23 protein-coding genes and 1 tRNA gene are annotated in these 24,181 nt (G+C 72.4%); 19 read left to right on the top strand and 5 right to left on the bottom strand.

The window, feature by feature from the left end; genetic code table 11:
• Window positions 1–26 precede the first annotated feature (26 nt).
• Window positions 27–1,274 carry a hypothetical protein gene (locus CIK06_RS03620; protein WP_232533997.1) on the bottom strand — a complete coding sequence of 416 codons (1,248 nt, stop codon included), beginning with the start codon at window positions 1,272–1,274 and terminating at the stop codon, window positions 27–29.
• Window positions 1,275–1,482: 208 nt separating this feature from the next.
• Here CIK06_RS03620 and CIK06_RS03625 point away from each other — a divergent pair, with 208 nt between their 5' ends.
• The 6 genes from CIK06_RS03625 (at window position 1,483) to CIK06_RS03650 (ending at window position 7,479) form a co-directional block, all read left to right on the top strand.
• Window positions 1,483–2,457: a TatD family hydrolase gene (locus CIK06_RS03625; RefSeq protein WP_095563622.1), complete on the top strand. Its 975-nt coding sequence runs from the start codon at window positions 1,483–1,485 to the stop codon at window positions 2,455–2,457.
• On the top strand, window positions 2,454–3,323 hold the full coding sequence (rsmA, locus tag CIK06_RS03630; protein WP_095567536.1) for a 16S rRNA (adenine(1518)-N(6)/adenine(1519)-N(6))-dimethyltransferase RsmA: 870 nt from the start codon (window positions 2,454–2,456) through the stop codon (window positions 3,321–3,323). The genes CIK06_RS03625 and rsmA overlap by 4 nt, the downstream gene beginning before the upstream one ends.
• 97 nt (window positions 3,324–3,420) lie before the next feature.
• Complete coding sequence (locus CIK06_RS03635) at window positions 3,421–4,377, top strand: 4-(cytidine 5'-diphospho)-2-C-methyl-D-erythritol kinase (protein WP_095567537.1); 957 nt, start codon at window positions 3,421–3,423, stop codon at window positions 4,375–4,377.
• 56 nt (window positions 4,378–4,433) lie between these two features.
• Window positions 4,434–6,353 carry an ABC-F family ATP-binding cassette domain-containing protein gene (locus CIK06_RS03640; protein ID WP_095563623.1) on the top strand — a complete coding sequence of 640 codons (1,920 nt, stop codon included), beginning with the start codon at window positions 4,434–4,436 and terminating at the stop codon, window positions 6,351–6,353.
• 89 nt (window positions 6,354–6,442) lie between these two features.
• Window positions 6,443–6,898 (top strand): DUF4383 domain-containing protein, encoded by a 456-nt coding sequence (locus tag CIK06_RS03645; RefSeq protein WP_095563624.1) that lies wholly within the window; start codon window positions 6,443–6,445, stop codon window positions 6,896–6,898.
• Window positions 6,899–6,996: 98 nt separating this feature from the next.
• Complete coding sequence (locus CIK06_RS03650; protein ID WP_095563625.1) at window positions 6,997–7,479, top strand: DUF4383 domain-containing protein; 483 nt, start codon at window positions 6,997–6,999, stop codon at window positions 7,477–7,479.
• 79 nt (window positions 7,480–7,558) lie between these two features.
• Here the strand turns inward: CIK06_RS03650 and CIK06_RS03655 are convergent, their stop codons facing one another.
• Both CIK06_RS03655 and CIK06_RS03660 read right to left on the bottom strand, forming a co-directional pair.
• A complete protein-coding gene (locus CIK06_RS03655) occupies window positions 7,559–8,161 on the bottom strand; it encodes a TetR/AcrR family transcriptional regulator (RefSeq protein WP_157756998.1) in 603 nt (200 codons plus the stop codon).
• A gap of 194 nt (window positions 8,162–8,355) precedes the next feature.
• Window positions 8,356–9,318: an acyl-CoA desaturase gene (locus CIK06_RS03660; protein ID WP_095563626.1), complete on the bottom strand. Its 963-nt coding sequence runs from the start codon at window positions 9,316–9,318 to the stop codon at window positions 8,356–8,358.
• A 292-nt stretch (window positions 9,319–9,610) separates the two neighbouring features.
• Here CIK06_RS03660 and CIK06_RS03665 point away from each other — a divergent pair.
• The 8 genes from CIK06_RS03665 to CIK06_RS03705 all read left to right on the top strand — a co-directional run bounded on the left by CIK06_RS03665 (window position 9,611) and on the right by CIK06_RS03705 (window position 17,339).
• A tRNA-Gln gene (locus CIK06_RS03665) sits at window positions 9,611–9,682 on the top strand.
• Window positions 9,683–9,842: 160 nt separating this feature from the next.
• Window positions 9,843–11,354 carry a bifunctional UDP-N-acetylglucosamine diphosphorylase/glucosamine-1-phosphate N-acetyltransferase GlmU gene (gene glmU, locus CIK06_RS03670; RefSeq protein ID WP_232534236.1) on the top strand — a complete coding sequence of 504 codons (1,512 nt, stop codon included), beginning with the start codon at window positions 9,843–9,845 and terminating at the stop codon, window positions 11,352–11,354.
• Between the two features lie 53 nt (window positions 11,355–11,407).
• The gene (locus tag CIK06_RS03675) at window positions 11,408–12,388 is read left to right on the top strand and encodes a ribose-phosphate diphosphokinase (protein WP_095563628.1); all 981 of its coding nucleotides are present in this window, start codon (window positions 11,408–11,410) and stop codon (window positions 12,386–12,388) included.
• A gap of 235 nt (window positions 12,389–12,623) precedes the next feature.
• Window positions 12,624–13,304 (top strand): 50S ribosomal protein L25/general stress protein Ctc, encoded by a 681-nt coding sequence (locus CIK06_RS03680; protein ID WP_095563629.1) that lies wholly within the window; start codon window positions 12,624–12,626, stop codon window positions 13,302–13,304.
• 93 nt (window positions 13,305–13,397) lie between these two features.
• Window positions 13,398–13,988 carry an aminoacyl-tRNA hydrolase gene (gene pth, locus CIK06_RS03685; protein ID WP_095563630.1) on the top strand — a complete coding sequence of 197 codons (591 nt, stop codon included), beginning with the start codon at window positions 13,398–13,400 and terminating at the stop codon, window positions 13,986–13,988.
• A 206-nt stretch (window positions 13,989–14,194) separates the two neighbouring features.
• Window positions 14,195–15,028 (top strand): inositol monophosphatase family protein, encoded by an 834-nt coding sequence (locus CIK06_RS03695; RefSeq protein ID WP_095563632.1) that lies wholly within the window; start codon window positions 14,195–14,197, stop codon window positions 15,026–15,028.
• Window positions 15,029–15,117: 89 nt separating this feature from the next.
• Window positions 15,118–16,029 carry a sulfate adenylyltransferase subunit CysD gene (cysD, locus tag CIK06_RS03700; protein ID WP_095563633.1) on the top strand — a complete coding sequence of 304 codons (912 nt, stop codon included), beginning with the start codon at window positions 15,118–15,120 and terminating at the stop codon, window positions 16,027–16,029.
• Complete coding sequence (locus CIK06_RS03705) at window positions 16,029–17,339, top strand: sulfate adenylyltransferase subunit 1 (protein ID WP_095563634.1); 1,311 nt, start codon at window positions 16,029–16,031, stop codon at window positions 17,337–17,339. The genes cysD and CIK06_RS03705 overlap by 1 nt, the downstream gene beginning before the upstream one ends.
• A gap of 75 nt (window positions 17,340–17,414) precedes the next feature.
• Here the strand turns inward: CIK06_RS03705 and galK are convergent, their stop codons facing one another.
• Both galK and galE read right to left on the bottom strand, forming a co-directional pair.
• Window positions 17,415–18,575: a galactokinase gene (gene galK, locus CIK06_RS03710; protein ID WP_198348094.1), complete on the bottom strand. Its 1,161-nt coding sequence runs from the start codon at window positions 18,573–18,575 to the stop codon at window positions 17,415–17,417.
• Entirely contained in the window at window positions 18,572–19,594 is a 1,023-nt protein-coding gene (gene galE, locus CIK06_RS03715; RefSeq protein ID WP_198348095.1) for a UDP-glucose 4-epimerase GalE, read from the bottom strand. Before galE ends, galK begins: the two co-directional genes overlap by 4 nt.
• 155 nt (window positions 19,595–19,749) lie before the next feature.
• On the opposite strand from galE, the gene CIK06_RS03720 reads away from it, so the two are divergent.
• The 5 genes from CIK06_RS03720 to CIK06_RS03740 all read left to right on the top strand — a co-directional run bounded on the left by CIK06_RS03720 (window position 19,750) and on the right by CIK06_RS03740 (window position 24,062).
• Window positions 19,750–20,754: a hemolysin family protein gene (locus tag CIK06_RS03720; RefSeq protein WP_095563637.1), complete on the top strand. Its 1,005-nt coding sequence runs from the start codon at window positions 19,750–19,752 to the stop codon at window positions 20,752–20,754.
• Between the two features lie 12 nt (window positions 20,755–20,766).
• The gene (gene trpS / locus CIK06_RS03725; RefSeq protein WP_095563638.1) at window positions 20,767–21,792 is read left to right on the top strand and encodes a tryptophan--tRNA ligase; all 1,026 of its coding nucleotides are present in this window, start codon (window positions 20,767–20,769) and stop codon (window positions 21,790–21,792) included.
• 88 nt (window positions 21,793–21,880) lie between these two features.
• Window positions 21,881–22,429, top strand: coding sequence for a 2'-5' RNA ligase family protein (locus tag CIK06_RS03730; RefSeq protein ID WP_095567538.1), 549 nt, complete (start codon window positions 21,881–21,883; stop codon window positions 22,427–22,429).
• Window positions 22,430–22,471: 42 nt separating this feature from the next.
• On the top strand, window positions 22,472–23,524 hold the full coding sequence (locus tag CIK06_RS03735; RefSeq protein ID WP_369916169.1) for a YihY/virulence factor BrkB family protein: 1,053 nt from the start codon (window positions 22,472–22,474) through the stop codon (window positions 23,522–23,524).
• A gap of 76 nt (window positions 23,525–23,600) precedes the next feature.
• Window positions 23,601–24,062: a hypothetical protein gene (locus CIK06_RS03740; RefSeq protein ID WP_095567539.1), complete on the top strand. Its 462-nt coding sequence runs from the start codon at window positions 23,601–23,603 to the stop codon at window positions 24,060–24,062.
• Window positions 24,063–24,181 lie beyond the last annotated feature (119 nt).

Raw genomic sequence — 24,181 nt, forward strand, 5'->3', positions numbered from 1 at the left:
GTCCGGGCCGGTGCCCGGCGGACGGGCTAGTCCTCCGCCGGGTACCGGATGTCGACGGTCTGGTCGTCGGCGATCTCGGCGACCGGCGCCCACGCCTCGTACACGCCCCGCTCGTAGCACTGGGCGCCGAGCGCCGGGACGTTGTCCGGGTCGGGCCGGCACAGCCGTACCCGGATCCAGTTGGCGTCCGACCGCAGCGCCACGCACCGGGCGCCGCGCCAGAGCACGAACCTGGTCCGCCGGTGCACCCGGTCGACCGGGAAGCGGGCCGCCGTCGTCATGGCCAGCACCCGGAAGCCGCCCGGCAGGTCGGCCACCGCCTCGTACTCCGCGCCCTGGTGCTCGCCGACCAGGCGGGTGGACGGCGTCTCGCCGACCGGCAGGTACTCCTGGTCCGGCGAGACGCCCGGCACGGCGGCCAGCAGGTGCCGCCAGCGTGGCCCGGCCATCCGCAGCCAGCCCCGCTGCTCCGGGCGGAAGGTGTAGAGCACCACCTCCTCGCCCGAGGCCGGGTAGGCGACCAGCGCCGCGTTGGCCGGCATCGGCAGGTCGGCCAGGTCCCGGGTGGCGAACTCGGGGATCAGGTGCCGCCCGCTGGGCGTGAAGCCGGTGCCGAGCACCGCCGGACCCATCCGGTCGTGCGGCGGCATGGTGACCAGACCGGGCTGCGCCTGCGCCGTCGGGACCTGGTAGTCGACCGGGTCGATGGCCCGCCAGCGCAGCGCGTACGTCACGTCCGGGTCGTCCCGGCCCGGGTCCGGGTCGGTCCGCAGCACCGCCAGGTCGGTCGAGGTCCGCAGGTGCGCGACGTCGTACTCGCGGTAGCAGAAGCCGTACGGCAACCAGCCCTGCACGAAGCCGGCCAACTGCCGCGCGGACAGCACCTTGACCATCGGGGTGCCGCGCCGGACCACGGCCGAGGCCCGGACCGCGGTCAGCACCGGGTCGGTGGCCGAGGCCGGCCGCTGGCTGAGCTGGTGCAGCTCCGCCCAGTTCCGGTGGCGCCCCACGGGCGCCATCAGCGGCGCGTCCAGGTCGGCGCCGCCGGTCCCGCCGCGCACCGCCGACAGGTCGCTGACGTGCACGTACCGGTGGAACGGGAGCCGTGCGTCGGGGCGGCGGACCGGTTCGAACCCGGGCGCCGGTTCGGCGCTGAGAACCTCGTACGCGGCGCCGCGGGCGATCTCCTCGGCGGGGTGGGTGCTGCCGTCCAGCGAGACCCAGATGTCACTGCCGGCGGTCGGGAGCCGGTGCGGCTGAGAACTGAGACTCACGGCGAGAAGCTAAGCCCGGCACATGAACACCACGTTGCCGGCAGATCTCGCGCCGCAACCCGGGAACGGCCGGCCGTGACCCGGGAACCGGCGGCACCGGCGCCGGCCGTCACTCCGGAACCGCCGGCACCGGCGGCGGTTGTGACCCGGAACCGCCGGTGGGCGGCAGCGGCCCGGCGAGGGTGGCGGTGTGTGATGCTTGCCGGCGATGACTGACGCTAGCGAATCCCGACGTGAACGCGCCGCGCGCCGTGCCGGCGAGTTCCCGCCCGCGCCCGAGCCGCTGCCCGTGCCGGTGATCGACAGCCACACCCACCTGGACATCACGGTGACCGAGGCCGGCGAACCCCCGGCGGGGCCGTCCGGCGCGCCGACCGATTCGGTGGCCGACCCGGTGGCCGATTCGGTGGCCGGCGCGCCGACCGATTCGGTGGCCGGCCCGGTGGCCGCGCTCATCGCCGCGGCGGCCCGGGCCGGGGTGGACCGGCTGGTGCAGGTCGGGGTGGACGTCGACTCCTCGCGCTGGGGCGCCGAGCTGGCGGCCCGGCATCCCGCCGTGGTCGCGACCGTCGCGCTGCACCCCAACGAGGCACCCCGGCTGGCCGACCTGGACGGGGCGCTGCGGGAGATCGAGGCGCTGGCCGGGCAGGACCGGGTACGCGGCATCGGGGAGACCGGGATGGACTTCTTCCGGACCGGCGAACCGGGTCGGGCCGCCCAGGAGACCAGCTTCCGGGCGCACATCGCCATCGCCAAGCGGTACGGCAAGCCGTTGATCATCCACGACCGGGACGCGCACGCCGACGTGCTGCGGATCCTGGACGACGAGGGCGCGCCGGAAACCGTCGTCATGCACTGCTTCTCCGGCGACGCGCAGTTCGCCGCCGAGTGCGTCCGGCGGGGCTACCTGCTCAGCTTCGCCGGCACGGTGACGTTCGCCAGCGCCGGCCCGCTGCGGGCGGCGGCCGCGGTCACCCCGGCCGATCAGCTCCTGGTGGAGACCGACGCGCCGTACCTGACCCCGGTCCCGTACCGCGGGCGGCCGAACGCGTCGTATCTCATCCCGCTGACCGTCCGGTCGCTGGCCGAGACCACCGGCACCGACGTGGCGGCGCTGAGCGCGGCGATCTCCGCCACCGGCGACCGGGTCTTCGGGCCGTGGGCCGGCGGGCGACGGGCGTGACCGGGCTGCTCGGGCCGGCGGAGATCCGGGAGCTGGCGGCCCGGCTCGGGGTGGCGCCCACCAAGCGGCTCGGGCAGAACTTCGTGCACGACCCGAACACGGTACGGCGGATCGTGGCGGCCGCCGGCCTGGCCGCGGCCGACGTGGTGGTCGAGGTGGGGCCGGGCCTCGGCTCGTTGACCCTCGGTCTGCTGCCCGGCGTCCACCATGTACACGCCGTGGAGATCGACCCGGTGCTGGCCGGCGCGCTGCCGGACACCGTGGCCCGGCACGCGGACGGGGCCGCGGCCCGGCTGCGGGTGCACCGGGCCGACGCGCTGCGGATCACCGCCGCCGACCTGGCGGACCCGCCGCCCACGGCGCTGGTGGCCAACCTGCCCTACAACGTCGCCGTACCGGTCGTGCTGCACCTGCTGGCCGAGCTGCCGAGCCTGCGCCGCGGCCTGGTGATGGTGCAGAAGGAGGTGGCGGACCGGCTCACCGCCGGTCCCGGCTCCCGGGTGTACGGCATCCCGTCGGTCAAGCTCGCCTGGTACGCCGAGGCCCGCACCGCCGGTCGGGTACCGCCGAACGTGTTCTGGCCGGTCCCGAACGTCGACTCCGGGCTGGTGGCGTTCACCCGGCGGGATCCGCCGGTGACCGGCGTACCCCGCAAGCGGGTCTTCGAGGTGGTGGACGCGGCGTTCGCGCAGCGTCGCAAGACCCTGCGGGCGGCCCTGGCCGGCTGGGCCGGCGGACCGGACCGGGCCGCCGCGGCGCTGGTCGCGGCCGGGATCGACCCGACCGCCCGCGGCGAATCGCTCACCGTGGGGCAGTTCGCCGCGATCGCCGCGTGGGCCGCTGCCGGCCGGCCGGGCGCACAGTAGGCTGGCGCCGTGCCCGCCGAGGAGGTGTACGAGTGACCGCTGCGCCGATCGAGCCCACGGGGATGTGCAGTCCGGATCCGGTCCGGGATCGCACCCCGTGACCGAGGCTTGGCGTCCGGACGAGGATGAGGAGACCTCCCGCCGCGGCGCGTCCGGTCCGGTCAAGGTGTACGCCCCCGCGAAGATCAACCTTCACCTCGGGGTGGGGCCGCTGCGCGAGGACGGCTACCACGAGCTGCACACCGTCTACCACGCCATCTCGCTCCACGACGAGCTGACCGCCCGGCGGGGGGACACCCTGACCCTCACCATGGAGGGGGAGGGCGCCGGTGAGCTGGCCCTGGACGGCACGAACCTGATCATCCGTGCGGCCCAGGCCCTCGCCGGGTACGCCGGGGTACCCGCACACGCCCGGCTGCACCTGCGCAAGCAGATTCCGCTGGCCGCCGGGCTGGCCGGGGGCAGCGCCGACGCCGCCGCCGCGCTGGTGGCCTGCGACGCGCTGTGGGGCACCGGCCTCACCCGGGACGAACTCGCCGAGGTCGCGTCCGGGCTCGGCTCCGACGTACCCTTCCTGGTCTTCGGCGGCACCGCGCTCGGCACCGGGCGCGGCGAGGCCGTCAGCCCGGTCCTGGTCCGCCCGACCACCTGGCACTGGGCGGTGGCCATCGCCGACGGCGGCCTCTCCACCCCCAAGGTGTACGGCGAACTGGACCGGCTGCGCGACGCGGGCGCCGCCCCGCTGCCGGTGGGCAGCCCGGACCGGCTGCTCGGGGCGCTCCGCCAGCGCGACCCGGCGGTGCTCGGGGCGGCCCTCGGCAACGACCTCGAACCCGCGGCGGTGTCCCTCTGGCCCGAGCTGACCGAGGTGCTCGCCGCCGGCCGCGGTGCCGGCGCGCTCGCCGGCATCGTCTCCGGATCCGGCCCGACCTGCGTCTTCCTCGCCGCCGACGCCGGGCACGCCGAGGCGCTGGCCCGGGAGCTGACCGCCGCGGACGTGTGCCGGGTGGTCCGCACCGCGCACGGCCCGGTGGCGGGTGCCCGGGTCGGCTGAGCGGTTCACCACGACCCCCGCGGCACAGCACAGCGACAGAGAAAGGGAACCCCTCCTTGTCAGCCAACATCGTCAACCTGGACCGGGTGTCCAAGGGGTACGGCGCCGCCGGGCCACTGCTGCGCGACGTGTCCCTCGGGCTGGACGGGGCGGACCGGGTCGGCGTGGTCGGGCTCAACGGGGCCGGCAAGTCCACCCTGCTGCGGCTGCTCACCCGGGTCGAGGAGCCGGACGACGGCCGGGTCACCCACCGCCGTGACCTGCGGGTCGCCTGGCTGCCGCAGCAGTTGCGGCTCGACCCCGAGGCCACCGTCCGCGCGGTGGTGCTCGGCACCGCGTGGCTGGCCGAGGACATGGGCGCCGAGCACGAATGGGCCGGCGACGCCGGGGTGCGGGCCATCCTCGACGGGCTGGGCATGCCGTACCTGGGTCTCGACCAGCCGGTCGGGCCGATGTCCGGCGGCGAGCGGCGCCGGGTGGCGCTGGCCGCCCTGCTGGTCCGGGAGTCCGACCTGCTCGTCCTGGACGAGCCGACCAACCACCTGGACGTGGGCGGGGTGGACTGGCTGGCCCGGCATCTGGTGGCCCGGCGGGGCGCGCTGGTGGTGGTCACCCACGACCGGTGGTTCCTGGACGCCGTCTGCACGAGCACCTGGGAGGTCGCCGACCGCACCGTCCGGACGTACGAGGGCGGCTTCGCGGCCTGGACCCTCGCCCGGGCCGAGCGCGCCCGGCTGGCCGCCGCGGCCGAGGCGCGGCGGCAGAACCTGCTGCGCAAGGAGATCGCCTGGCTGCGCCGTGGCCCGCCGGCCCGGACCTCCAAGCCGCGGTTCCGGATCGAGGCCGCCAACGCGCTCATCGCCGACGAGCCGGAGCCGCGGGACAGCGTCGCGCTGCACCGGCTGGCCACCGCCCGGCTCGGCAAGCAGGTGTACGACCTGGAGGACGTCACGCTGAACGCGGGGGACACCCCCATCCTCACCGACCTCACCTGGCGGGTGGGGCCGGGTGACCGGATCGCGCTCGTCGGCGCCAACGGCGCCGGCAAGACCACCCTGCTGCGGCTGCTGGCCGGGGTGCGCGGCGCCGACGCCGGCACGATGCGCACCGGTGCGACGGTACGGCCGGCGTTCCTCTCCCAGGAACTGGTCGAGCTTCCCGGCGAACTGCGGGTGCTGGAGGCCGTCGAGGAGGTGGCCCGCCGGGTCGTCATCGGCGACCGCGAGGTGGCCGCCTCCCAGCTCGCGGAGCTGTTCGGCTTCGACGACCGCCGGCTGTGGACGCCGGTACGGGACCTTTCCGGCGGCGAGCGGCGGCGGCTGCAACTGCTGCGGCTGCTGGCCGCCGAACCCAACGTGCTGCTGTTCGACGAGCCCACCAACGACCTGGACACCGACACCCTGGCCGCGCTGGAGGACCTGCTGGACTCCTGGCCGGGCACGGTGATCGTGGCCAGCCACGACCGGTACCTGATCGAGCGGGTCACCGAGGTGGTGTACGGGATGTTCGGCGACGGCCGGCTGGTGCACCTGCCGGGCGGGGTCGAGGAGTACCTGTCCCGGATCGACGGCGGGGTGCCGCTGGCGCGGCGGGCCACCGGCACCGGCACCGGCACCGGTGGCGACCGTGCCGCCCCGGACGGCGCCGGGTCCACCGCGCCGGGCGCGGCCGGCCCGGCCGGCACGGCCGGCACGGCCGGTGCGGCCGGTGCGGCCGGTGCGGCCGGAGCGGCCGACGGCGAGGTCCGGCTCTCCGCGGCCGAGGCCCGGACCGCGAAGAAGGAACTCGGCAGGCTGGAGCGGCAGCTCGGCAAGCTGGAACAGCGCGAGACCACGCTGCACGAGCAGCTCGCCACGCACGCCACCGACTACACCCGGGTCGCCGAGCTGGACGGGCAACTGCGCGCCCTGCGGGCCGAACGCGATCAGGTCGAGGAGGCCTGGCTCACCCTCGCCGACCGGGTCGGGGACGCCTGAACCGGCCGGCTCCCGGGGGTGTCGACCGGCTGGCCGGAACGATGCGGGAGAATCACCGGGACCACCCCCGGGCAGCCGTTGGAGATCTCATGGCGCACAACCCCATCAACCACCCCGCGCGTCCGGTGTACCGGGCGATCACCGGCCTGATCGGCCTCTATCTGGTGATCTTCGGTGTCCTCGGCGTGGTGCAGAGCGCCGGTCAGGACCTCTTCGAGCAGGACGACAGCCTGGTCCTGGGCCAGGGCACCAACCTCGCCGGTGCCGCGCTGTCCGGTCTGCTCGGCGTGCTGATCCTCGGCACCACGGCGCTCGGGCGCAACGTGGACGTCCGGGTCAACAAGCCGCTCGGCTACCTCGTGATGGCCCTGGGCCTCGGTGAGCTGGCCGTGCTGCGCACCAGCGCCAACGTGCTCGACTTCACCATCGCGACCTGCATCGTGGTCATGCTGCTCGGGCTGGTGCTGCTGACCGCCGCCATGTACTGCACGATCGGCTCCGACGAGGAGGCCAGCGCCGCCCGCGACGCCCGCCTGGTGCTCTGAGGCCGCGTTCCGCCTCGGCCGGAAGGGCCGTTCCGCCTCCGCCGGAGCCGCGAAAGGGGAAAATCCGGAAGTAGCCGTCACCGTGCCGAGGAGGCGTCGTGGCACACTTTCCGGTCAACCATCCGGCCCGGCCGCTGTACCGGGTCGTCGCCGGGCTGGTCGGGCTCTACGTCCTGGTCTTCGGGGTCCTGGGCCTCGTGGAGACGTGGAACGATCCGCTGTTCTCCCGGGCCAGCCACTGGGTGCTCGGGCTGCGGGTCAACCTGGCCTTCGCGCTGGTGTCGGTGCTCTTCGGGATCGGGCTGGTCATCGGCGCATCCCGGCGCAGCAACCTGGGCCACTACATGAACCTCACCGCCGGGGTGGTCTTCATGGTCACCGGTCTGGCCATGCTGGCCGTGTTGCAGACCTCGGCCAACATTCTCAACTTCTCGGTGTCGACCGTCGTCGTGTCGCTGCTGTTCGGCCTGGTATTCCTCGCCACCGGCCTGTACGACAAGGTCGGCCCACACGACCACGCGGCCGCGGAGAACGTCAAACCCCGTCGCCCCGAGCCCGAGCCGCAACCGCGCCAGCGGTGACTCCCGGCCCTGTGGGCCGGCGGCGGTCGTGGGTCAGCGGGAGTGGGCCAGCGGAAGCGGGTCAGCGCCGGCGGTCAGGTCAGCGCCGGCGGCGGGTCAGCAGCGTCGGCCGCGGTTCCAGGTGGGACAGGCCGTTCCAGGCCAGGTTCACCAGGTGCGCCGCCACCGCCTCCTTGCGCGGCTTGCGCACCTCCAACCACCAGCGGCCGGTCAGCGCCACCATCCCCACCAGCGCCTGCGCGTACAGCTCGGCCAGCTTGGGGTCGTACCCCCGGCTCTTGAACTCCGCGCCGAGGATGTGCTCGACCTGGTGGGCCACGTCGTTGAGCACGCTGCTGAAGTTGCCGGTCGCCGACATCACCGGCGACTCGCGGACCAGCACCCGGAAGCCGCTGGTCTCCTCCTCGATGTAGCCGAGCAGCGCCAGCGCGGCCTGCTCCAGCAGTTCCCGCGGATGCCCCGCGGTCAGCGCGGCGGCGATCCGGTCCAGCAGCGCCCGGACCTCGCGGTCCACCACGACGGCGTACAGCCCTTCCTTGCCGCCGAAGTGTTCGTAGACCACCGGTTTGGAGACCTTGGCCCGGGCCGCCACCTCCTCGATGGAGGTGGCGTCGAAGCCTCGTTCGGCGAAGATCAGCCGGCCGATCGCGATCAGTTGTTCCCGTCGCTGCGCCGCCGACATCCGTACCCGGGAACCGGGCTTCGGCGCCGTCGTGGCCGGCCGGGCCGGCGGTGTTGATCCGTCCGATGTCTCCGCCGTTGTCTCGCCGCGGCGCTGACGCCGCCTGCCCCGGCCGCTACCGGTCTCGTCGCGCTCGGTCACCGTGCCATCCTGCCAGGCGGGTGTCCGGGCGGGTTGTCCCGGCAAGACGCGGATCAGTGCTGGGCGTCGGCGTTGAGCATCTTCGCGGCGATCCGTTCCGGCTTGGGCCAGCGCACGTTGTACGCCGCGCCGGTCCGCTCGAACAGCCAGATCACCCGGGCCGAGATGTCGATCTGGCCGCGCAGCACCCCGTGCCGGGCACTGGTCGGGTCGGCGTGGTGCAGGTTGTGCCAGCTCTCGCCGAACGACAGGATGGCCAGCGGCCAGAAGTTCGCCGCCCGGTCGCCCTGCCGCACCTCGAACGGCCGCTCGCCGTACACGTGGCACACCGAGTTGATGGCCCAGGTGACGTGGTGCAGGGTGGCGATCCGGATCAGGCCGCCCCAGAAGAACGCGGTCAGCGCTCCCTGCCAGGACCAGGTGAGCAGCCCGCCCATCAGCGCCGGACCCAGCGTCGAGATCACCACCAGCAGCGGGAACATCCGGTCCACCCGGCGGATGTCCTTGTCGGCCAGCAGGTCGGGGGCGAAGCGTTCCCGGTTGGACAGCTCGCGGTGGAACAGCCAGCCGACGTGCGCGTGGAACAGGCCGCGGGTCAGCCCCCAGAAGGTGGCGCCGAACCGCCAGGGCGAGTGCGGGTCGCCCTCCACGTCGGAGAAGGCGTGGTGCCGGCGGTGGTCGGCCACCCACTGCACGATGCTGCCCTGCACGGCCAGCGACCCGGCCACCGCCAGGGTCACCCGCAGCCAGCGCTTGGCCTTGAACGAGCCGTGCGTGAAGTACCTGTGGAATCCGACCGTGACGCCCAGCCCCGAGACGATGTACCAGGCCAGCGCGATGGAGACGTCCGTCCAGCCCAGCCAGCCACCCCAGGCGACCGGGATGGCCACGAGGAGGGCGAGGAACGGCACGACCACGAAGCCCCAGAGGCCGATCATGACGCCCATCGGCTGTCGACCCTCGGTCAAGGGTTTCGGGCCGCCGGGCGTGTTCGATTCCAGGAGTGCGGTGGACATGGCACCTCGCAGAGGGTGGAGAAGATCAGAAACTTACGCCTACGTCACCGTAACCTACGCTTCCGTAGACTGCACGAGATCGGTGTCTGACAATTGCCTGGGAACCGCCTGTTCGAACGACGTGCCGGGCCGGTTCGTCCGGCGCCGACCGGCTCGGCCGGCGGAACCGCACCGCGGCGTCCCCGTTCTGTCCCGGCCCAAACGTCCCGATTTTGCGGCGTCCCCGGATGTGGCCCCGGAGTCGAGGTGGTGCGCGGGGCTGATCAATGGAACCGCTAGGCTGGTCGGGCGATGGGGTGTGGGGTAACGGCAACCCGCAGGCCTTTGGAGCCTTGAGCTTCTGGTTCGAATCCAGACACCCCAGCTTTTTTCGGACATGCGACTCATGTCGCTCCCCGCCGGGTCGGCCGGTCGGCCCCTGGTTAGCATGAGGCGGCAGACTGCCAGCGACTTGACGGGAGCCACCCGTGTCCCAGCCCCGCACCCGCACCGTGGTCGTGCTCGCCGCCGGCGAGGGCAAGCGGATGAAGTCGGCGTTACCGAAGATGCTCCATCCGCTGCTCGGCCGGACGCTGCTGGGACACGTGCTGGCCGCCGCGCGGTCCCTGGACGCCGAACGCACCGTCGTGGTGGTCGGGCACGGTGCCGATCAGGTCCGGGCGCACCTGGCCGAGATCGCCCCGGAGGCCGTACCGGTGCTCCAGGCCGAGCAGCGCGGCACCGGGCACGCCGTCCGGGTGGCGCTGGAGGCGGCACCCGACGCGTCCGGCACCGTCGTCGTGATCAACGGCGACGTGCCGCTGCTGCGCCCGGAGACCCTCGACGAACTGGTCGGCGCGCACGAGGACGCCGGCTCGGCGGCCACGGTGCTCGCCGCCGAGGTCGACCAACCGGCCGGCCTCGGCCGGATCGTGCGGGACGGCGCCGGGCGGTTGGAACGGATCGTGGAGGAGCGCGACGCCAGCCCGGCGCAGCGGGCGATCCGGGAGATCAACGCCGGCAGCTACGTCTTCGACGCGGCCCGGCTGCGCACGGCGCTCAGCAAGCTCTCCACCGACAACGAGCAGGGCGAGGAGTACCTCACGGACGTCTTCGAGCTGCTCGTGGGCGCGGGCGAACCGGTCGGGGTGCACGTCGCGCGGGACGCCACCGAGACCCGCGGGTGCAACGACCGGTACGAGCTGGCCGGGCTGCGCCAGGCGCTGCGGGACCGGGTCAACGAGGCGTGGATGCGCTCCGGGGTGACGATCCTGGACCCGGCGACGACCTGGATCGACGTGACCGTTTCCGTGGGCCGGGACGCCGTGCTGGACCAGAACACCCAGTTGCGCGGCACGACCGAGGTGGCCGAGGGCGCCACCGTGGGTCCGGACGTGACGCTCGTCGACACGGTGGTCGGCGCCGGCGCCACGGTGCTGCGCAGCCACGTGGTGTCCGCCCGGCTCGGCCCCGGGGCGAGCGTCGGCCCGTACGCGTACCTGCGACCCGAGGCGAACGTGGGCGAGGGGGCGAAGGTCGGCACGTTCGTCGAGGTGAAGAAGTCCGAGATCGGTCCCGGTGCCAAGGTGCCGCACCTGAGCTACGTGGGCGACGCGACGATCGGAGCGCGGGCGAACATCGGCGCCGCGACGATCTTCGTGAACTACGACGGGGTCGCCAAGCACCACACCACGGTCGGCGAGGCGGCGTTCATCGGCTGCGACACCAGCCTGATCGCCCCGGTCGAGGTGGGTCCGGGCGCGTACGTGGCGGCCGGCAGCGCCATCGACAAGGACGTACCGGCCGGTGCCCTCGGGGTGACCCGGGCGCCGCAGCGGAACATCGAGGGCTGGGTGACCCGGCGCCGGGCGGGGACCCGGTCGGCGGCGGCGGCCGAACGTGCCCTCGCCGAGTCGGCCGGGCGTCGGCCGGGGGCCGACGGAGCGCCGGCCGGGCGTGGGCCGGGGGCGGAGGACGGGTCCTCGGGTGAGCAAGCCCACGAGGACGCCCAGGCGGGTGGACGGCAGGCGGACGCGAGAGATACTCCAACTGAATAGCGCGCCTGGTCGCACCGCCAGGAACCCCTTCAGCAACGGGAGCGGACGAGCCGATGGGCAGCATCGTCGCCGAAAATCGCAAGAGTCTGATGCTCTTCTCCGGACGCGGTTTTCCGGAGTTGGCGCAAGAGATCGGTGAGGCCCTCGGTGTGGCACCGACCGCATCCGACTCGTACGAGTTCGCCAATGGCGAGATCTTCGTCCGGTTCAAGGAGTCGGTCCGCGGCTCGGACGCCTTCGTGGTCCAGTCGGTCACCCACGGGGTCAACAAGTGGGTGATGGAAACCCTCATCATGATCGACGCCCTGAAGCGCGGCTCGGCCAAGCGGATCACCGTGGTACTGCCGTTCTATCCGTACGCCCGGCAGGACAAGAAGCACCGGGGCCGGGAGCCGATCTCCGCGCGGCTGGTGGCGGACCTGTTGAAGACCGCGGGCGCGAACCGGATCCTGACGGTGGACCTGCACACGGCGCAGATCCAGGGCTTCTTCGACGGGCCGGTGGACCACCTGTTCGCCATGGACACCCTCGCCGAGTACGTCGAGCGCAGGTACGCGGGCCGGCCGATGACCGTGGTGGCGCCGGACTCGGGCCGGGTCCGGGTGGCGGAGCGCTGGACGGACCGGCTCGGCGGCTGCCCGCTGGCCTTCATCCACAAGACCCGGGACCCGTTGAAGCCGAATCAGGTGGTGGCCAACCGGGTGGTCGGTGACGTCGAGGGCCGGGTGTGCCTGATCGTCGACGACATGATCGACACCGGTGGAACGATCTGTGGCGCGGCCGACATCCTCCAGGACACCGGCGCGGCGGAGGTGCTGGTGGCCTCCACCCACGCGCTGCTCTCCGACCCGGCGACCGAGCGGCTGAAGAACAGCCGGATCAGCGAGGTCGTGGTCACCAACACCCTGCCGCTGCCGCCGGAGAAGCGGCTGGACAAGATCACCGTGCTGTCCATCGCGCCGCTGCTGGCCCGGGCCATCCGGGAGGTCTTCGACGACGGCTCGGTGACCACGCTCTTCGGCGGTCTGAGCTGAGGTCGGATCTCCCGGGTACCCGCCCCGGGTGCGGTTTCCTGCTCGGGTAGACTGGTGCGGTTGCCACGGCGAGGGGGCCCTGCGGGACGCGGATGGACGCGGGCGCGGAGGCACCGTCATCGACGCGGTGCTCCGGGCAGTGCGTGATGCTTCCGCCCCAGAGCCCCTTGCCGAGCACCGAGACGCCGTTATCGAAGACGAGACCGCCGCCGCGAACGTATCAGGAGTTTCTGCCGTGTCCGAGGTAAAGATCAGCGCCGAGCCCCGTACCGAGTTCGGCAAGGGTGGTGCCCGCCGTACCCGCCGGGCCGGCCTGGTGCCGGCAGTGCTCTACGGCCATGGCGAAAAGCCCAAGCACATCGCCCTGCCCGCCCTGGAGTTCGCCGCCGCCATCCGGCACGGCGGCGCGAACCAGCTGCTGAGCATCGAGATCAGCGATGGCACCAGCGCCCTGGCCCTGCCGAAGGCGATCCAGCGGGACCCGGTGCGGGACACCTTCGAGCACGTCGACCTGCTGCTGGTGCGGCGCGGCGAGAAGGTCACCGTGGAGGTTCCGGTCCAGCTCACCGGGGAGCCGGCCCGGGACACGCTGGTGATGCACGAGCACGACACCCTGGCGGTGCTGGCGGACGCGACCCGGCTGCCGGAGTCGCTGCAGGTCTCGATCGACGGCCTGGAGGCCGGCTCCCAGGTCACCGCCGGCCAGGTCAAGCTCCCCTCGGGTGTCGAGCTGACCGTGGACGGCGACATGGTGGTCGCGGTGATCACCGCGGCGCCGACCGCCGAGCAGTTGGCCACCGAGGAAGAGCTGGCCGCGGGCGAGGAAGCCGAGGCGGCCGAGGCGGCCGAGGCTGCCGAGGGCGAGGAGCCGACCGGGAGCGAGCCGACCCCGGCCGAGGCGAACGCCGAAAGCTGACCGATCGTGCGACAGGCGTCCCCGTCCATTCGGGGGCGCCTGTTGTCGTTTCGGGTGGGGTTGCGTCGTTTCCGTGGGAGTCGAGGGGCGCAGGTGTCCGAGGAAAGCCTTCCGTGGCTGGTGGTCGGCCTGGGGAATCCGGGCCGGGACTACGCCGGTAACCGGCACAACGTCGGCTTCATGGTCGTGGACCTGCTGGCCGAGCGCATGCGTACCCGGTTCGGCCGGCACCGGCGGGCGGTCGCCGAGGTGGCCGAGGGGCGGCTCGGGATCGGCGGCCCGCGCCTGGTGCTGATGAAGCCCATGACGTTCATGAACCTGTCGGGTGGGCCGGTGGCGGCACTGGCCCGGTTCTACAAGGTGCCGATCGGGCAGATCGTCGCGGTGCATGACGAGTTGGACATCCCGTACGGGCAGTTGCGGCTCAAGTGCGGCGGCGGCGAGGGTGGGCACAACGGCCTGCGCTCGATGTCGAAGTCGCTGGGCACCAAGGACTACCTGCGGGTGCGGTTCGGCATCGGTCGGCCGCCGGGCCGGCAGGATCCGGCCGACTTCGTGTTGACCGACTTCTCGACCGTCGAGCGCAAGGAACTGGACTTTCTGGTCGACCGGGCGGCCGATGCGGTGGAGTCGGTGCTGGCCCGCGGCCTGGAATGGACGCAGAACGCGTACCACGGGACCTGACGCGCGGCCTTGCGGCCGGTGCCGACGCAGGTCAGCCGCCCGCGCGGCGCGTCGGCCCGGGCGGCGGGGCCGGTAGTCTGGCCCGAACCGCTCAGGCCGGGCGAGGGGTTCGCGGCGGCCGACGGGACCGGGTGGGTCCCCTCGCGTGAGGAGGCGATCGTGACGCGTACGGTGGCGGGCTTCGCCGGTATCCCGGGTGCGGGCTGATGGCGGCCCCTCCGGTGATCGACGGCGCCTTCGCCCGATGGCTCGCGGCCCGCGCCGGTCAGGCGCTGCTTGAGGTACGCGCCGAGCTGGGCTTCGCCGATCCCGGCGCGCTGAAGGCGGCCGGTGACAAGGTGTCCCACGACCTGATCCGCGCCGAGCTGGCCCGTTGGCGGCCGGCCGACGCGGTGCTCTCCGAGGAGGACGAGGGGTCGCGGCTGGCCTGGGCCGCCGAGGTGGACGCGGCGGCGGTGCCGCGGCTGACCGCGGACCGGGTGTGGATCGTGGATCCGTTGGACGGGACCCGGGAGTTCTCGGAGGAGGGCCGCACGGACTGGGCGGTGCACGTGGCGCTCTGGGACCGCCGGCTCGGGGGGCACGGCCTGGCCGCCGGGGCGGTGGCGTTGCCGGCGCAGCACCGGGTGCTGGGTACGGATTCGCCGCCGGCCTATCCGCCGATGGGGTCCTCGTCGGTGGCGGCAGGTGAGCCCGGCGCGGGGCTGCGGTTGGCGGCGAGTCGGAGTCGTCCGCCGGTGTTCCTGACGGATGTGGCGGCGCAGGTGGGTGCGCGGTTGGTGCCGATGGGTTCGGCGGGGGCGAAGATCGCGGCGGTGGTGGGTGGTGAGGTGGATGCGTACGTGCATGCGGGTGGGCAGTACGAGTGGGATTCTGCCGCGCCGGTGGCTGTGGCGACGGCCACGGGTTTGCATGCTTCCCGGATCGACGGGTCTGCGTTGAAATACAACCAGGCCGACCCGCGCCTGCCTGATCTTGTGGTGTGCCGAAAGGATCTCGCGCCCCGGCTGCTTGCGGCGTTGCAGCAGCACTGCGGGTAGGTTGTACGCGATCGAGCCTGCTTCACCTACCGGAAAGGTGTGGTTTGCGGCATGGGTGACCGTAACGGACTTCGGACTGGAGCTGCCGGATGAGCACGACTGCGGCGTATCGGGTCTCGCACCTGGCTGAGTTGGAGGCGGAGAGCATTTTCGTCATCCGTGAGGTGGTGGCGGAGTTGGAACGTCCGGCGTTGTTGTTTTCCGGTGGTAAAGACTCGATCGTGATGTTGCGGTTGGCGCAGAAGGCGTTCGCGCCGGCTGGTGTGCCGTTCCCGGTGATGCATGTGGATACGGGGCACAACTTTCCGGAGGTGTTGGCGTTCCGGGACGCGCGGGTGAACCAGTTGCGGTTGCAGTTGCTGGTGGCCAGTGTGCCGGAGGCGTTGGAGAAGGGTCTGGTACGGGCGCCGGCGGATGGGACGCGGAACCGGATCCAGACGCCGGTGTTGTTGGAGGCGGTGGAGAAGTACCGGTTCAACGCCCTGTTCGGGGGTGCGCGGCGGGACGAGGAGAAAGCCCGCGCGAAGGAACGGATCTTCAGTTTCCGGGACGAGTTCGGGCAGTGGGACCCGAAGAACCAGCGGCCGGAGTTGTGGTCGCTGTACAACGGCCGTCACCATGCGGGCGAGTCGATCCGGGTGTTCCCGTTGTCGAACTGGACCGAGTTGGACGTGTGGCACTACATCGCCCGGGAACGGTTGACGTTGCCCTCGATCTACTTCGCCCACGAGCGGCAGGTGGTCGAGCGTGACGGCATGTTGTACGGGGTGAACGAGTTCCTCCCGGCCCGGGACGGGGAGCGGGTGTTCACCGCCCGGGTGCGGTACCGCACCGTGGGCGACGCGTCCTGCACCGCGGCGGTGGCCTCGGACGCCGACACGGTGGACAAGGTGATCGAGGAAGTCGCCGCGACCCGGATCACCGAACGAGGCGCGACCCGTGGCGACGACCGGGTCAGCGAGGCCGCGATGGAAGACCGTAAGCGGGAGGGCTACTTCTGATGACCGTCCACACCACCACCGGCGGCGGGTTGGAAACCGAGTCGGGGCAGCGGCCGATGGACCTGCTGCGGTTCGCCACCGCCGGCAGCGTCGACGACGGCAAGTCCACCCTCATCGGCCGGCTGCTGTACGACACGAAATCCCTGTTCAACGACCAACTCGCCGCGGTCGAAGCGGTCAGCACCGCCCGCGGCGACGAATACACCAACCTCGCCCTGCTCACCGACGGGCTCCGCGCCGAACGGGAACAAGGCATCACCATCGACGTGGCCTACCGCTACTTCGCCACCCCCCGACGCAAATTCATCATCGCCGACACCCCCGGCCACATCCAGTACACCCGCAACATGGTCACCGGCGCCTCCACCGCCGACCTGGCCCTCATCCTCGTCGACGCCCGCAAAGGCCTGGTCGAACAATCCCGCCGCCACGCCTTCCTCTGCTCCCTGCTCCGCGTCCCCCACCTCGTCCTGTGCGTCAACAAAATGGACCTCGTCGACTGGTCCCAGGACGTGTTCAACACCATCAACGACGAATTCACCGCCTTCGCCGCGAAACTCGACGCCCCCGACCTCACCGCCATCCCCATCAGCGCCCTACACGGCGACAACATCGTCACCCGCTCCGAAGCCACCCCCTGGTACGAAGGCCCCGCCCTCCTCCACCACCTCGAACACGTCCACATCGCCTCCGACCGCAACCTCGTCGACGTCCGCTTCCCCGTCCAATACGTCATCCGCCCCCAATCCACCACCATCACCGACTACCGCGGCTACGCCGGACAAGTCGCCTCCGGCATCCTCAAACCCCACGACGAAGTCATGATCCTGCCCTCCGGCTTCACCACCCACATCACCCACATCGACACCGCCGACGGACCCCAAACCCAAGCCCACCCCCCCATGTCCGTCACCATCCGCCTCGCCGACGAACTCGACATCTCCCGCGGCGACATGATCTGCCGCCCCCACAACACCCCCACCCCCACCCAGGACATCGAAGCCATGCTCTGCTGGATGGACGAAACCCAACCCCTCACCATCGGCGGCAAATACACCATCAAACACACCACCCGCACCGCCCGCACCCTCATCCGCACCCTCCACTACCGCCTCGACATCAACACCCTCCACCGCGACGAAACCGCCACCACCCTCACCCTCAACGACATCGGCCGCGTCCGCCTCCGCACCACCATCCCCCTCCTCGCCGACGAATACCGCCGCAACCGCACCACCGGCGGCTTCATCCTCATCGACGAAACCACCAACCGCACCATCGCCGCCGGCATGATCGTGGGCGCCAGCTGAGCCGCTGAGCGGCCCGCTCGGCGGGCGTGGGTGGGTGCGCGTCAGGGCAGCCGGCGGGCGTGGGTGGGTGCCGCGTCAGGGCAGCCGGCGGGCGCCGGGACCGGGCAGCGCGGTGAACGCCCGCGGCCGGGTGAAGCCGCGTTCGGCGAAGGCGTCCGTCACGGCGACCGCCACCGCGTCGGCGTTGTCGGCCTCGGTCAGGGCCACCACGCAGCCCCCGAAGCCGCCGCCGGTCATCCGGGCGCCGTACGCCCCGGCCGCCAGCGCGGCGTCCACGGCGGTGTCGACCTCGGGAACGGTGATCTCGAAGTCGTCGCGCATCGACGCGTGCGAGGCGGTGAGCAGCGGGCCGATGTCCCGGATCCGCCGGTCGCGCAGCAGCGCCACGGTGTCCAGCACCCGCTGGTTCTCGGTCACCACGTGCCGCGCCCGGCGCCGGGTCACCTCGTCGGAGAGCCGGTCGAGCGCGCCGGGCAGATCGGCCGGGCCGATGTCGCGCAGCGCGGGCACCCCCAGTTGCCGGGCGGCCTCCTCGCACACCCGACGGCGGTCGGCGTACTCGCCGTCGACGTGCCGGTGCTCGGCGCGGCTGTCGAGGACGACGATCGCCAGGCCGGCCTCGGCGAGGTCGAACGGGATGTGTTCCACCGCCAGCGACCGGCAGTCCAGGAACAGCGCATGCCCGGCCCGGCAGCGGATCGAGGCGGACTGGTCCATCACCCCGGTCGGGGCACCGACGTACTCGTTCTCGGCCCGCTGCGCGAGCCGCGGCCGGTCGTCCACCGGGAGGTCCAGGCCGCCGAGGTCGGCCAGGGCGGTGAGCACGGCCGATTCCAGCGCCGCCGAGGAGGACAGCCCGGCGCCCAGCGGTACGTCGGAGGCGATGGCCAGTTCGGCGTGCGGCACCCGGTGTCCGGCCTCGCGCAGCGCCCACACCACGCCGGCCACGTACGCCCCCCAGCCGGGCACCGCGCCGGGGGCCAGACCGGCGTCGTCGAAGGAGATCCGTTCCCCGTTCGTCTCCGACCAGACCGACCAGTTGGCGCGCCGGGCCGCGGCGGCCGCGATCACCGTCTGCTGGGGCAGGGCGAACGGCAGGACGTACCCGTCGTTGTAGTCGGTGTGCTCGCCGATCAGGTTGACCCGGCCGGGCGCCGCCCACCGGCCGGTCGGCTCGACGCCGTACTCGGTCCGGAACCCGGCGACCGCGCGGCGGGCCACCGCCCCGTCGCTCACGGCCGCTCCAGGATCTGCGTGCGGTAGAAGTCCCAGGCGTCGGTCACCATGTCGGTGAGGGTGGGCTTGGCCGGGGTCCAGCCCAGCTCGGTGCGGGCCAGGTCGGCGGAGGCGACCAGCGCGGCCGGGTCGCCCTCGCGCCGGGGCGCGGTCTCCACCGGCAGCGGATGGCCGGTGACCTCGCGGACGACGTCCACGACCTGCCGGTTGGTGAATCCGCTGCCGTTGCCGAGGTTGAACACCCGGTGTTCGCCCGGGGTGGCGGCATCGAGGGCCAGCAGGTGTGCCCGGGCCAGGTCCTCGACGTGGATGTAGTCGCGGATGCAGGTGCCGTCCGAGGTCGGGTAGTCGTCGCCGAAGATCTGCAACTTCTCCCGCCGGCCTGCGGCGACCTCCAGCGCGATCGGGATGAGGTGCGTCTCCGGGTCGTGCCGCTCGCCCAGCGCCACGCCGTCCCGCAGGTACGCGCCGGCGACGTTGAAGTAGCGCAGCGAGACGGCGGCCAGGCCGTGCGCGGTGGACTCCGAGGTGAGCGCCAGGTCGACGGCGAGTTTGGTCGAGCCGTACGGGTTGGTGGGCGCGGTCACGGCGGTCTCCCGGATCGGCAGCTCGACCGGGTTGCCGTAGACGGCGGCGGTGGAGGAGAAGACCATCCGGGGCACCCCGGCGGCGCGTACGGCGTCGAGCAGCGCGAGCGAGCCCACGGTGTTGTTCGCCCAGTACAGCTCGGGCCGGACCATCGACTCGCCGGCCGCGATCAGGGCGGCGAAGTGCAGCACCCCGTCGAACCCGGCGTCCGGGGTGAGCACCCGGGCGGCGTCGTGCACCTGCCCGTGCACGAACTCGGCGTCCGGCGCGAGCGCCACGCGGTGCCCGGTACGCAGGTCGTCGAGGACCACGACCTCGTGGCCGGCGTCCAGCAGCATCCGCGTGACGATGCTGCCGATGTATCCGGCGCCGCCGGTGACCAGCAGTTTCACCCTTTGTCCTCCCTGTCGGCCGCCGGCGTGCGGCGGCATGCGCCTGCGGGTCAGCCTACGATCGGTGCCGAAGCCGCGGTCGGGCGCCCACTTCTCATGTTCGCACAGAGTCAAACGAAATCGAACGTGACGGGTTCGGGCCATGCCGGTGCCACCGCTGTCCGGCACGGGACAGCGCTGTCTACCATCACCGCATGCGGGAGTCCGCCAGTACCGGGCCCCGGCGACGATCGCCGGGGCGCCCACGACGACAACCCGGCCCGGTCGCACGCGCAGTCGCCCGGGTCGTGGTCCGGATGGCCGACAGCGCCACCCGGCTGGTGACCGATCTGCTCGGCGCCAGCCCGATCGCCGGACGGGAACGGATCAGCGAGGCCGAGCTGCGGGACCTGGTGACCGCCAACACCCGGCTCGACCCCACCGAACGGCGGATCATCGCCGAGGTGCTCGCGGCCGGCGCCAGCCTGGTACGCGAGGTGATGATGCCGCGTACCGAGGTGGTGTTCCTGTCCGCCGGGCTGACCGTCGCCGACGCCGCCGCGCTGGCCCGGCACGCGACGCACACCCGCTATCCCGTGGTCGACGGCACCCACGACGACGTGATCGGCTTCGTCCACCTGCGCGACCTGCTGCTGCACCCGCCCGAGGGCGGGTGCACCGTCCGGGAACTGGTCCGCGACGTCAAGCGGCTGCCCGGCAGCAAGCGGGTGCTGGCCGCGCTCAGCGAGATGCGCCGGGAACGCCGGCACCTCGCGGTCGTCGAGGACGAGTACGGAGGCACGGCCGGCATCGTCACGCTGGAGGACCTCATCGAGGAGCTGATCGGCGAGATCCACGACGAGTACGACACCGACCCGGACCCGGTGGCGGCCGGGTTCGCCGTGGAGGTGGACGGCCGGCTCAACCTCGCCGACTTCGCCGAGCGGGCCGGGATCGAGCTGCCCGCCGGGCCGTACGAGACGGTCGGCGGCTTCGTGATGGCCGCGCTGGGCCGGCTGCCCGCGGTGGGCGACGAGGTCGAGGTCGTGGTGCCGCTGGTCGAACCCGGACCGGCCGGCGGGACCGGCCGGTGGGCGCTGCGGGTGCTGGCCCTGGACGGTCGCCGGATCGACCGGCTGGCCATCTCGCCGGCCCGGCCGGTGGTGCCGGCCAGCCGCGCCGGCGCGGGGGCCTCGTCGCGGACCGGACGACTTTACTGACAGAATGCCGGCATGTCCGACGCAGTTGCCCGGCCCCGGGTGCTCTCCGGTATCCAGCCGACCGCCGACTCGTTCCACCTCGGCAACTACCTGGGGGCGATCCGCAACTGGGTGACCATGCAGGATACCCACGACGCGTTCTACTGCGTGGTGGACCTGCACGCGATCACCGGCGGACCGGACCCCGCGGTGCTGCGCCGGCGTACCCGGGTGGCCGCGGCGCAGCTGCTCGCGGCCGGGCTGGATCCGGAGCGCTGCACCCTGTTCGTCCAGTCGCACGTGCCCGAGCACCCGCAACTGGCCTGGATCCTGAGCTGCCTGACCGGATTCGGCGAGGCGAGCCGGATGACCCAGTTCAAGGACAAGTCCAGCCGCCAGGGCGCCGACCGGGCCAGCGTCGGCCTGTTCACGTACCCGATCCTGCAGGCCGCGGACATCCTGCTGTACCAGGCCGACGCGGTGCCGGTGGGTGAGGACCAGCGTCAGCACCTGGAGCTGACCCGGGACCTGGCCCAGCGGTTCAACGGGCTGTTCGGGAAGACGTTCCGGATGCCCGAGCCGTACATCGTGCGGGACACGGCCAAGATCACCGATCTCCAGGACCCGACGGCGAAGATGTCGAAGTCGGCCTCCTCCCCGGCCGGCATCATCGACCTGCTGGACGACCCCGCGAAGTCGGCCAAGAAGATCCGCTCGGCGGTCACCGACACCGGCCGGGAGATCTCGTTCGACCCGGCGGCCAAGCCGGGAATCGCCAACCTGCTGACCATCTACTCGGCGCTCAGCGGACGTTCGATCGACGACCTGCTGGCCGCGTACGCCGGCCGGGGTTACGGCGACCTGAAGAAGGACCTGTCCGGCGTGGTCGCCGACGCGGTCCGACCGATCCAGGAACGCACCCGCGGTTACCTCGACGATCCCGCGCAGTTGGACAAACTGCTGGCGGTGGGCGCCGACAAGGCCCGGGCGGTCGCCTCCGCAACGCTGCGGACCACATACGAACGGGTGGGCTTCCTGGGACCGACCCGAGCGGCATAGCGGGCGAGCTGCCGGCTCCGGCGACCGGCGGCGGGACGGCGAACCGGCGCGCCGACCGGTGAGGTGGAGCGGGTGCGTGACGGACCAGATGCGGAACGGCGAGACCGGGACCACGCAGATCGGGATCGCGATCGACATCCCTGAACCGTGGGGGAAGTTCCTGACCCAGGCTCGGGCCGAGGCCGGCGATCCGCAGGCCGCGGACGTACCGGCGCACGTCACGCTGCTCGGGCCGACGGAGATCCCGTCGTCCAGCCTGCCGGCGGTCGAGGAACACCTCGCCGCGGTCGCCGCGAACCACCTGCCGTTCACCATGCACCTGCGCGGTACCGGCACGTTCCGGCCGATCACCGAGGTGGTCTTCGTCGTGGTGGCCACCGGAATCAGCGAGTGCGAGCTGCTGGCCGAGGCCATCCGCTCGGCGCCGCACCTGCACCGGGAGACCCGGTTCCCGTACCACCCGCACGTCACGGTGGCCCAGGACATCGCGCCCGAGGCGATGGACAAGGCGTACCACGACCTCGCCGACTTCTCGGCGCTGTTCGAGGTCGAGCGCTTCACGCTGTTCCTGCACAGCGGCCAGGCGCGGTGGCAGCCGCGCCGGGACTTCGAGCTGACCGGCCGGAACGCGTACTGACGGACCGACCAGACGCGGCCCGGATCGGCGAGGATGAGCGGCGTGGATCTGCTGTCCCGGATTGAGACCGGCTTCGACCGGTGGATCGCGGCGTTGAGCCGACGGTCGCGGTGGTTCGACCACCTGTGGCGCGCGCTCATGCGCTACCAGGAGGTACTCGGCGGGCGGCTGGCGGCGGCCATCGCGTACTACGGGTTCTTCGCGGTCTTCGCCCTGGGACTGCTGGCGTACTCGGCCTTCGGGGTGGTGATCCGCAACAGCGCCCGGGTGCAGGTGGCGGTGGCCCAGTTCCTCGCCGAGAACCTGCCGTTCGTCGACCTGAACCAGATCCTCAACAGCAGCAGCTCGGCCAGCGTGGCCGGCGCGATCATCCTGGTCTTCACCGGCGTCGGCTGGGTGGAGGCGATCCGCTCGTCCCAGCGGCTGATCTTCGGACTGCAGCAGCAGCCGGGCAACATCGTGGTCCGCTGGCTGATCGACCTCGCGGTGCTGCTCGGCATCTTCGTCATGCTGGGCGCCTCGGTGGCCGCCATCGACGCGCTGGAGTCGCTGCTGCGGTGGTTGCTGCGCAGCACCGGGTCGGTGGGTCTCGGTCTGCTCAGCGGGGTGCTGAGCGTGCTGGTCAACCTGGTGCTGGCCGCGGCGCTGATGGTCGTCGTACCCAGGGTCAGGATCAGCCGGCGGCGGCTGCGCCCGGCGATCCTCTTCGTGGCCATCGGCATCACGCTGCTCAACACGGTGGGGCGGTACTGGATCGGGCGGACCGAGCGGAATCCGGCGTACACGGTGGTGGCCGGCACGGTGGCGCTGCTGCTCTACCTCTACCTGCTCAACCAGCTCCTGCTGTTCGGCGCGGCGATCGCGGCCACCAGCGAGCACGGCCGGATCGTCGACCTGTCCGGTGGCCGGCCGCCGGTGGTGGTCGCTCCGCCGCCCACCGGCCCGCCCGGGTCGGAGCCGCCGGTCGAGAGGCAGACGACTGCGGAGCCGCCGGTCGAGAGGCCGCCGGTCGAGGGGTCGCCGGCTGCGCAGCCGCCGGTCCCGGAGTCCGGCCCCGGCGAGCCGGACGCGGGCGGCCCGGGAATCCGCCGCTGATCTGTACCACGCGGATAGACCGGCAATACGGGCAAATGTCACCAATGACGGGCGGGGGGCCGACATGATGATGCGCGTGGGCGCACTCGTGACGCTGGAGCTGCCGGACGGCTCGCCGATGCTGGCGCAGCCGTGGATCATCACATTCGGCCCGCTGACCGACGCCGACGAGTGGGAACCGGTGGTCTGCGGCCCGTACGAGCGTCCCCACGCGCTCGCCCTGGCCGAGGCCGTGGTGGCCGACGAACAGCTCATGGCGGTGGTGGAGCCGCTGGTCACCGCCGTCTCCGTGGACGAGATCCGCGGGGAGATAGCCGCGGCACAGGCCAGCGCGGAGGACGAGGCGGCCGAGCGGGAGGACGCCGACCTGTACGGCGACTACGAGAGCGATCTCGACGTGGAGCCGTTGCCCACGGAGGCCGGCCACCGGGAGGCGATCCTGCCGCCCGGCGAGGGCGAGATCCGGGCCGGCTTCTCCCGGATCGCCGAACTGCTCAACGGCGGCGGGCGCCGGCCGGAGCCGGGCATCCGGACGTGACGAGCGCCGGCGCCCCACTGTTGTGGAGCACCGGCGCCACCATCGCCCCCCACCACAGGGGTCTTCGGCCGGGCCGCCCGGCGGCGCCGTTGCACGCCGGACGATCAGGGCCTACCGGT

It is taken from the genome of Plantactinospora sp. KBS50 (assembly GCF_002285795.1).
Taxonomy (GTDB): Bacteria; Actinomycetota; Actinomycetes; order Mycobacteriales; family Micromonosporaceae; genus KBS50.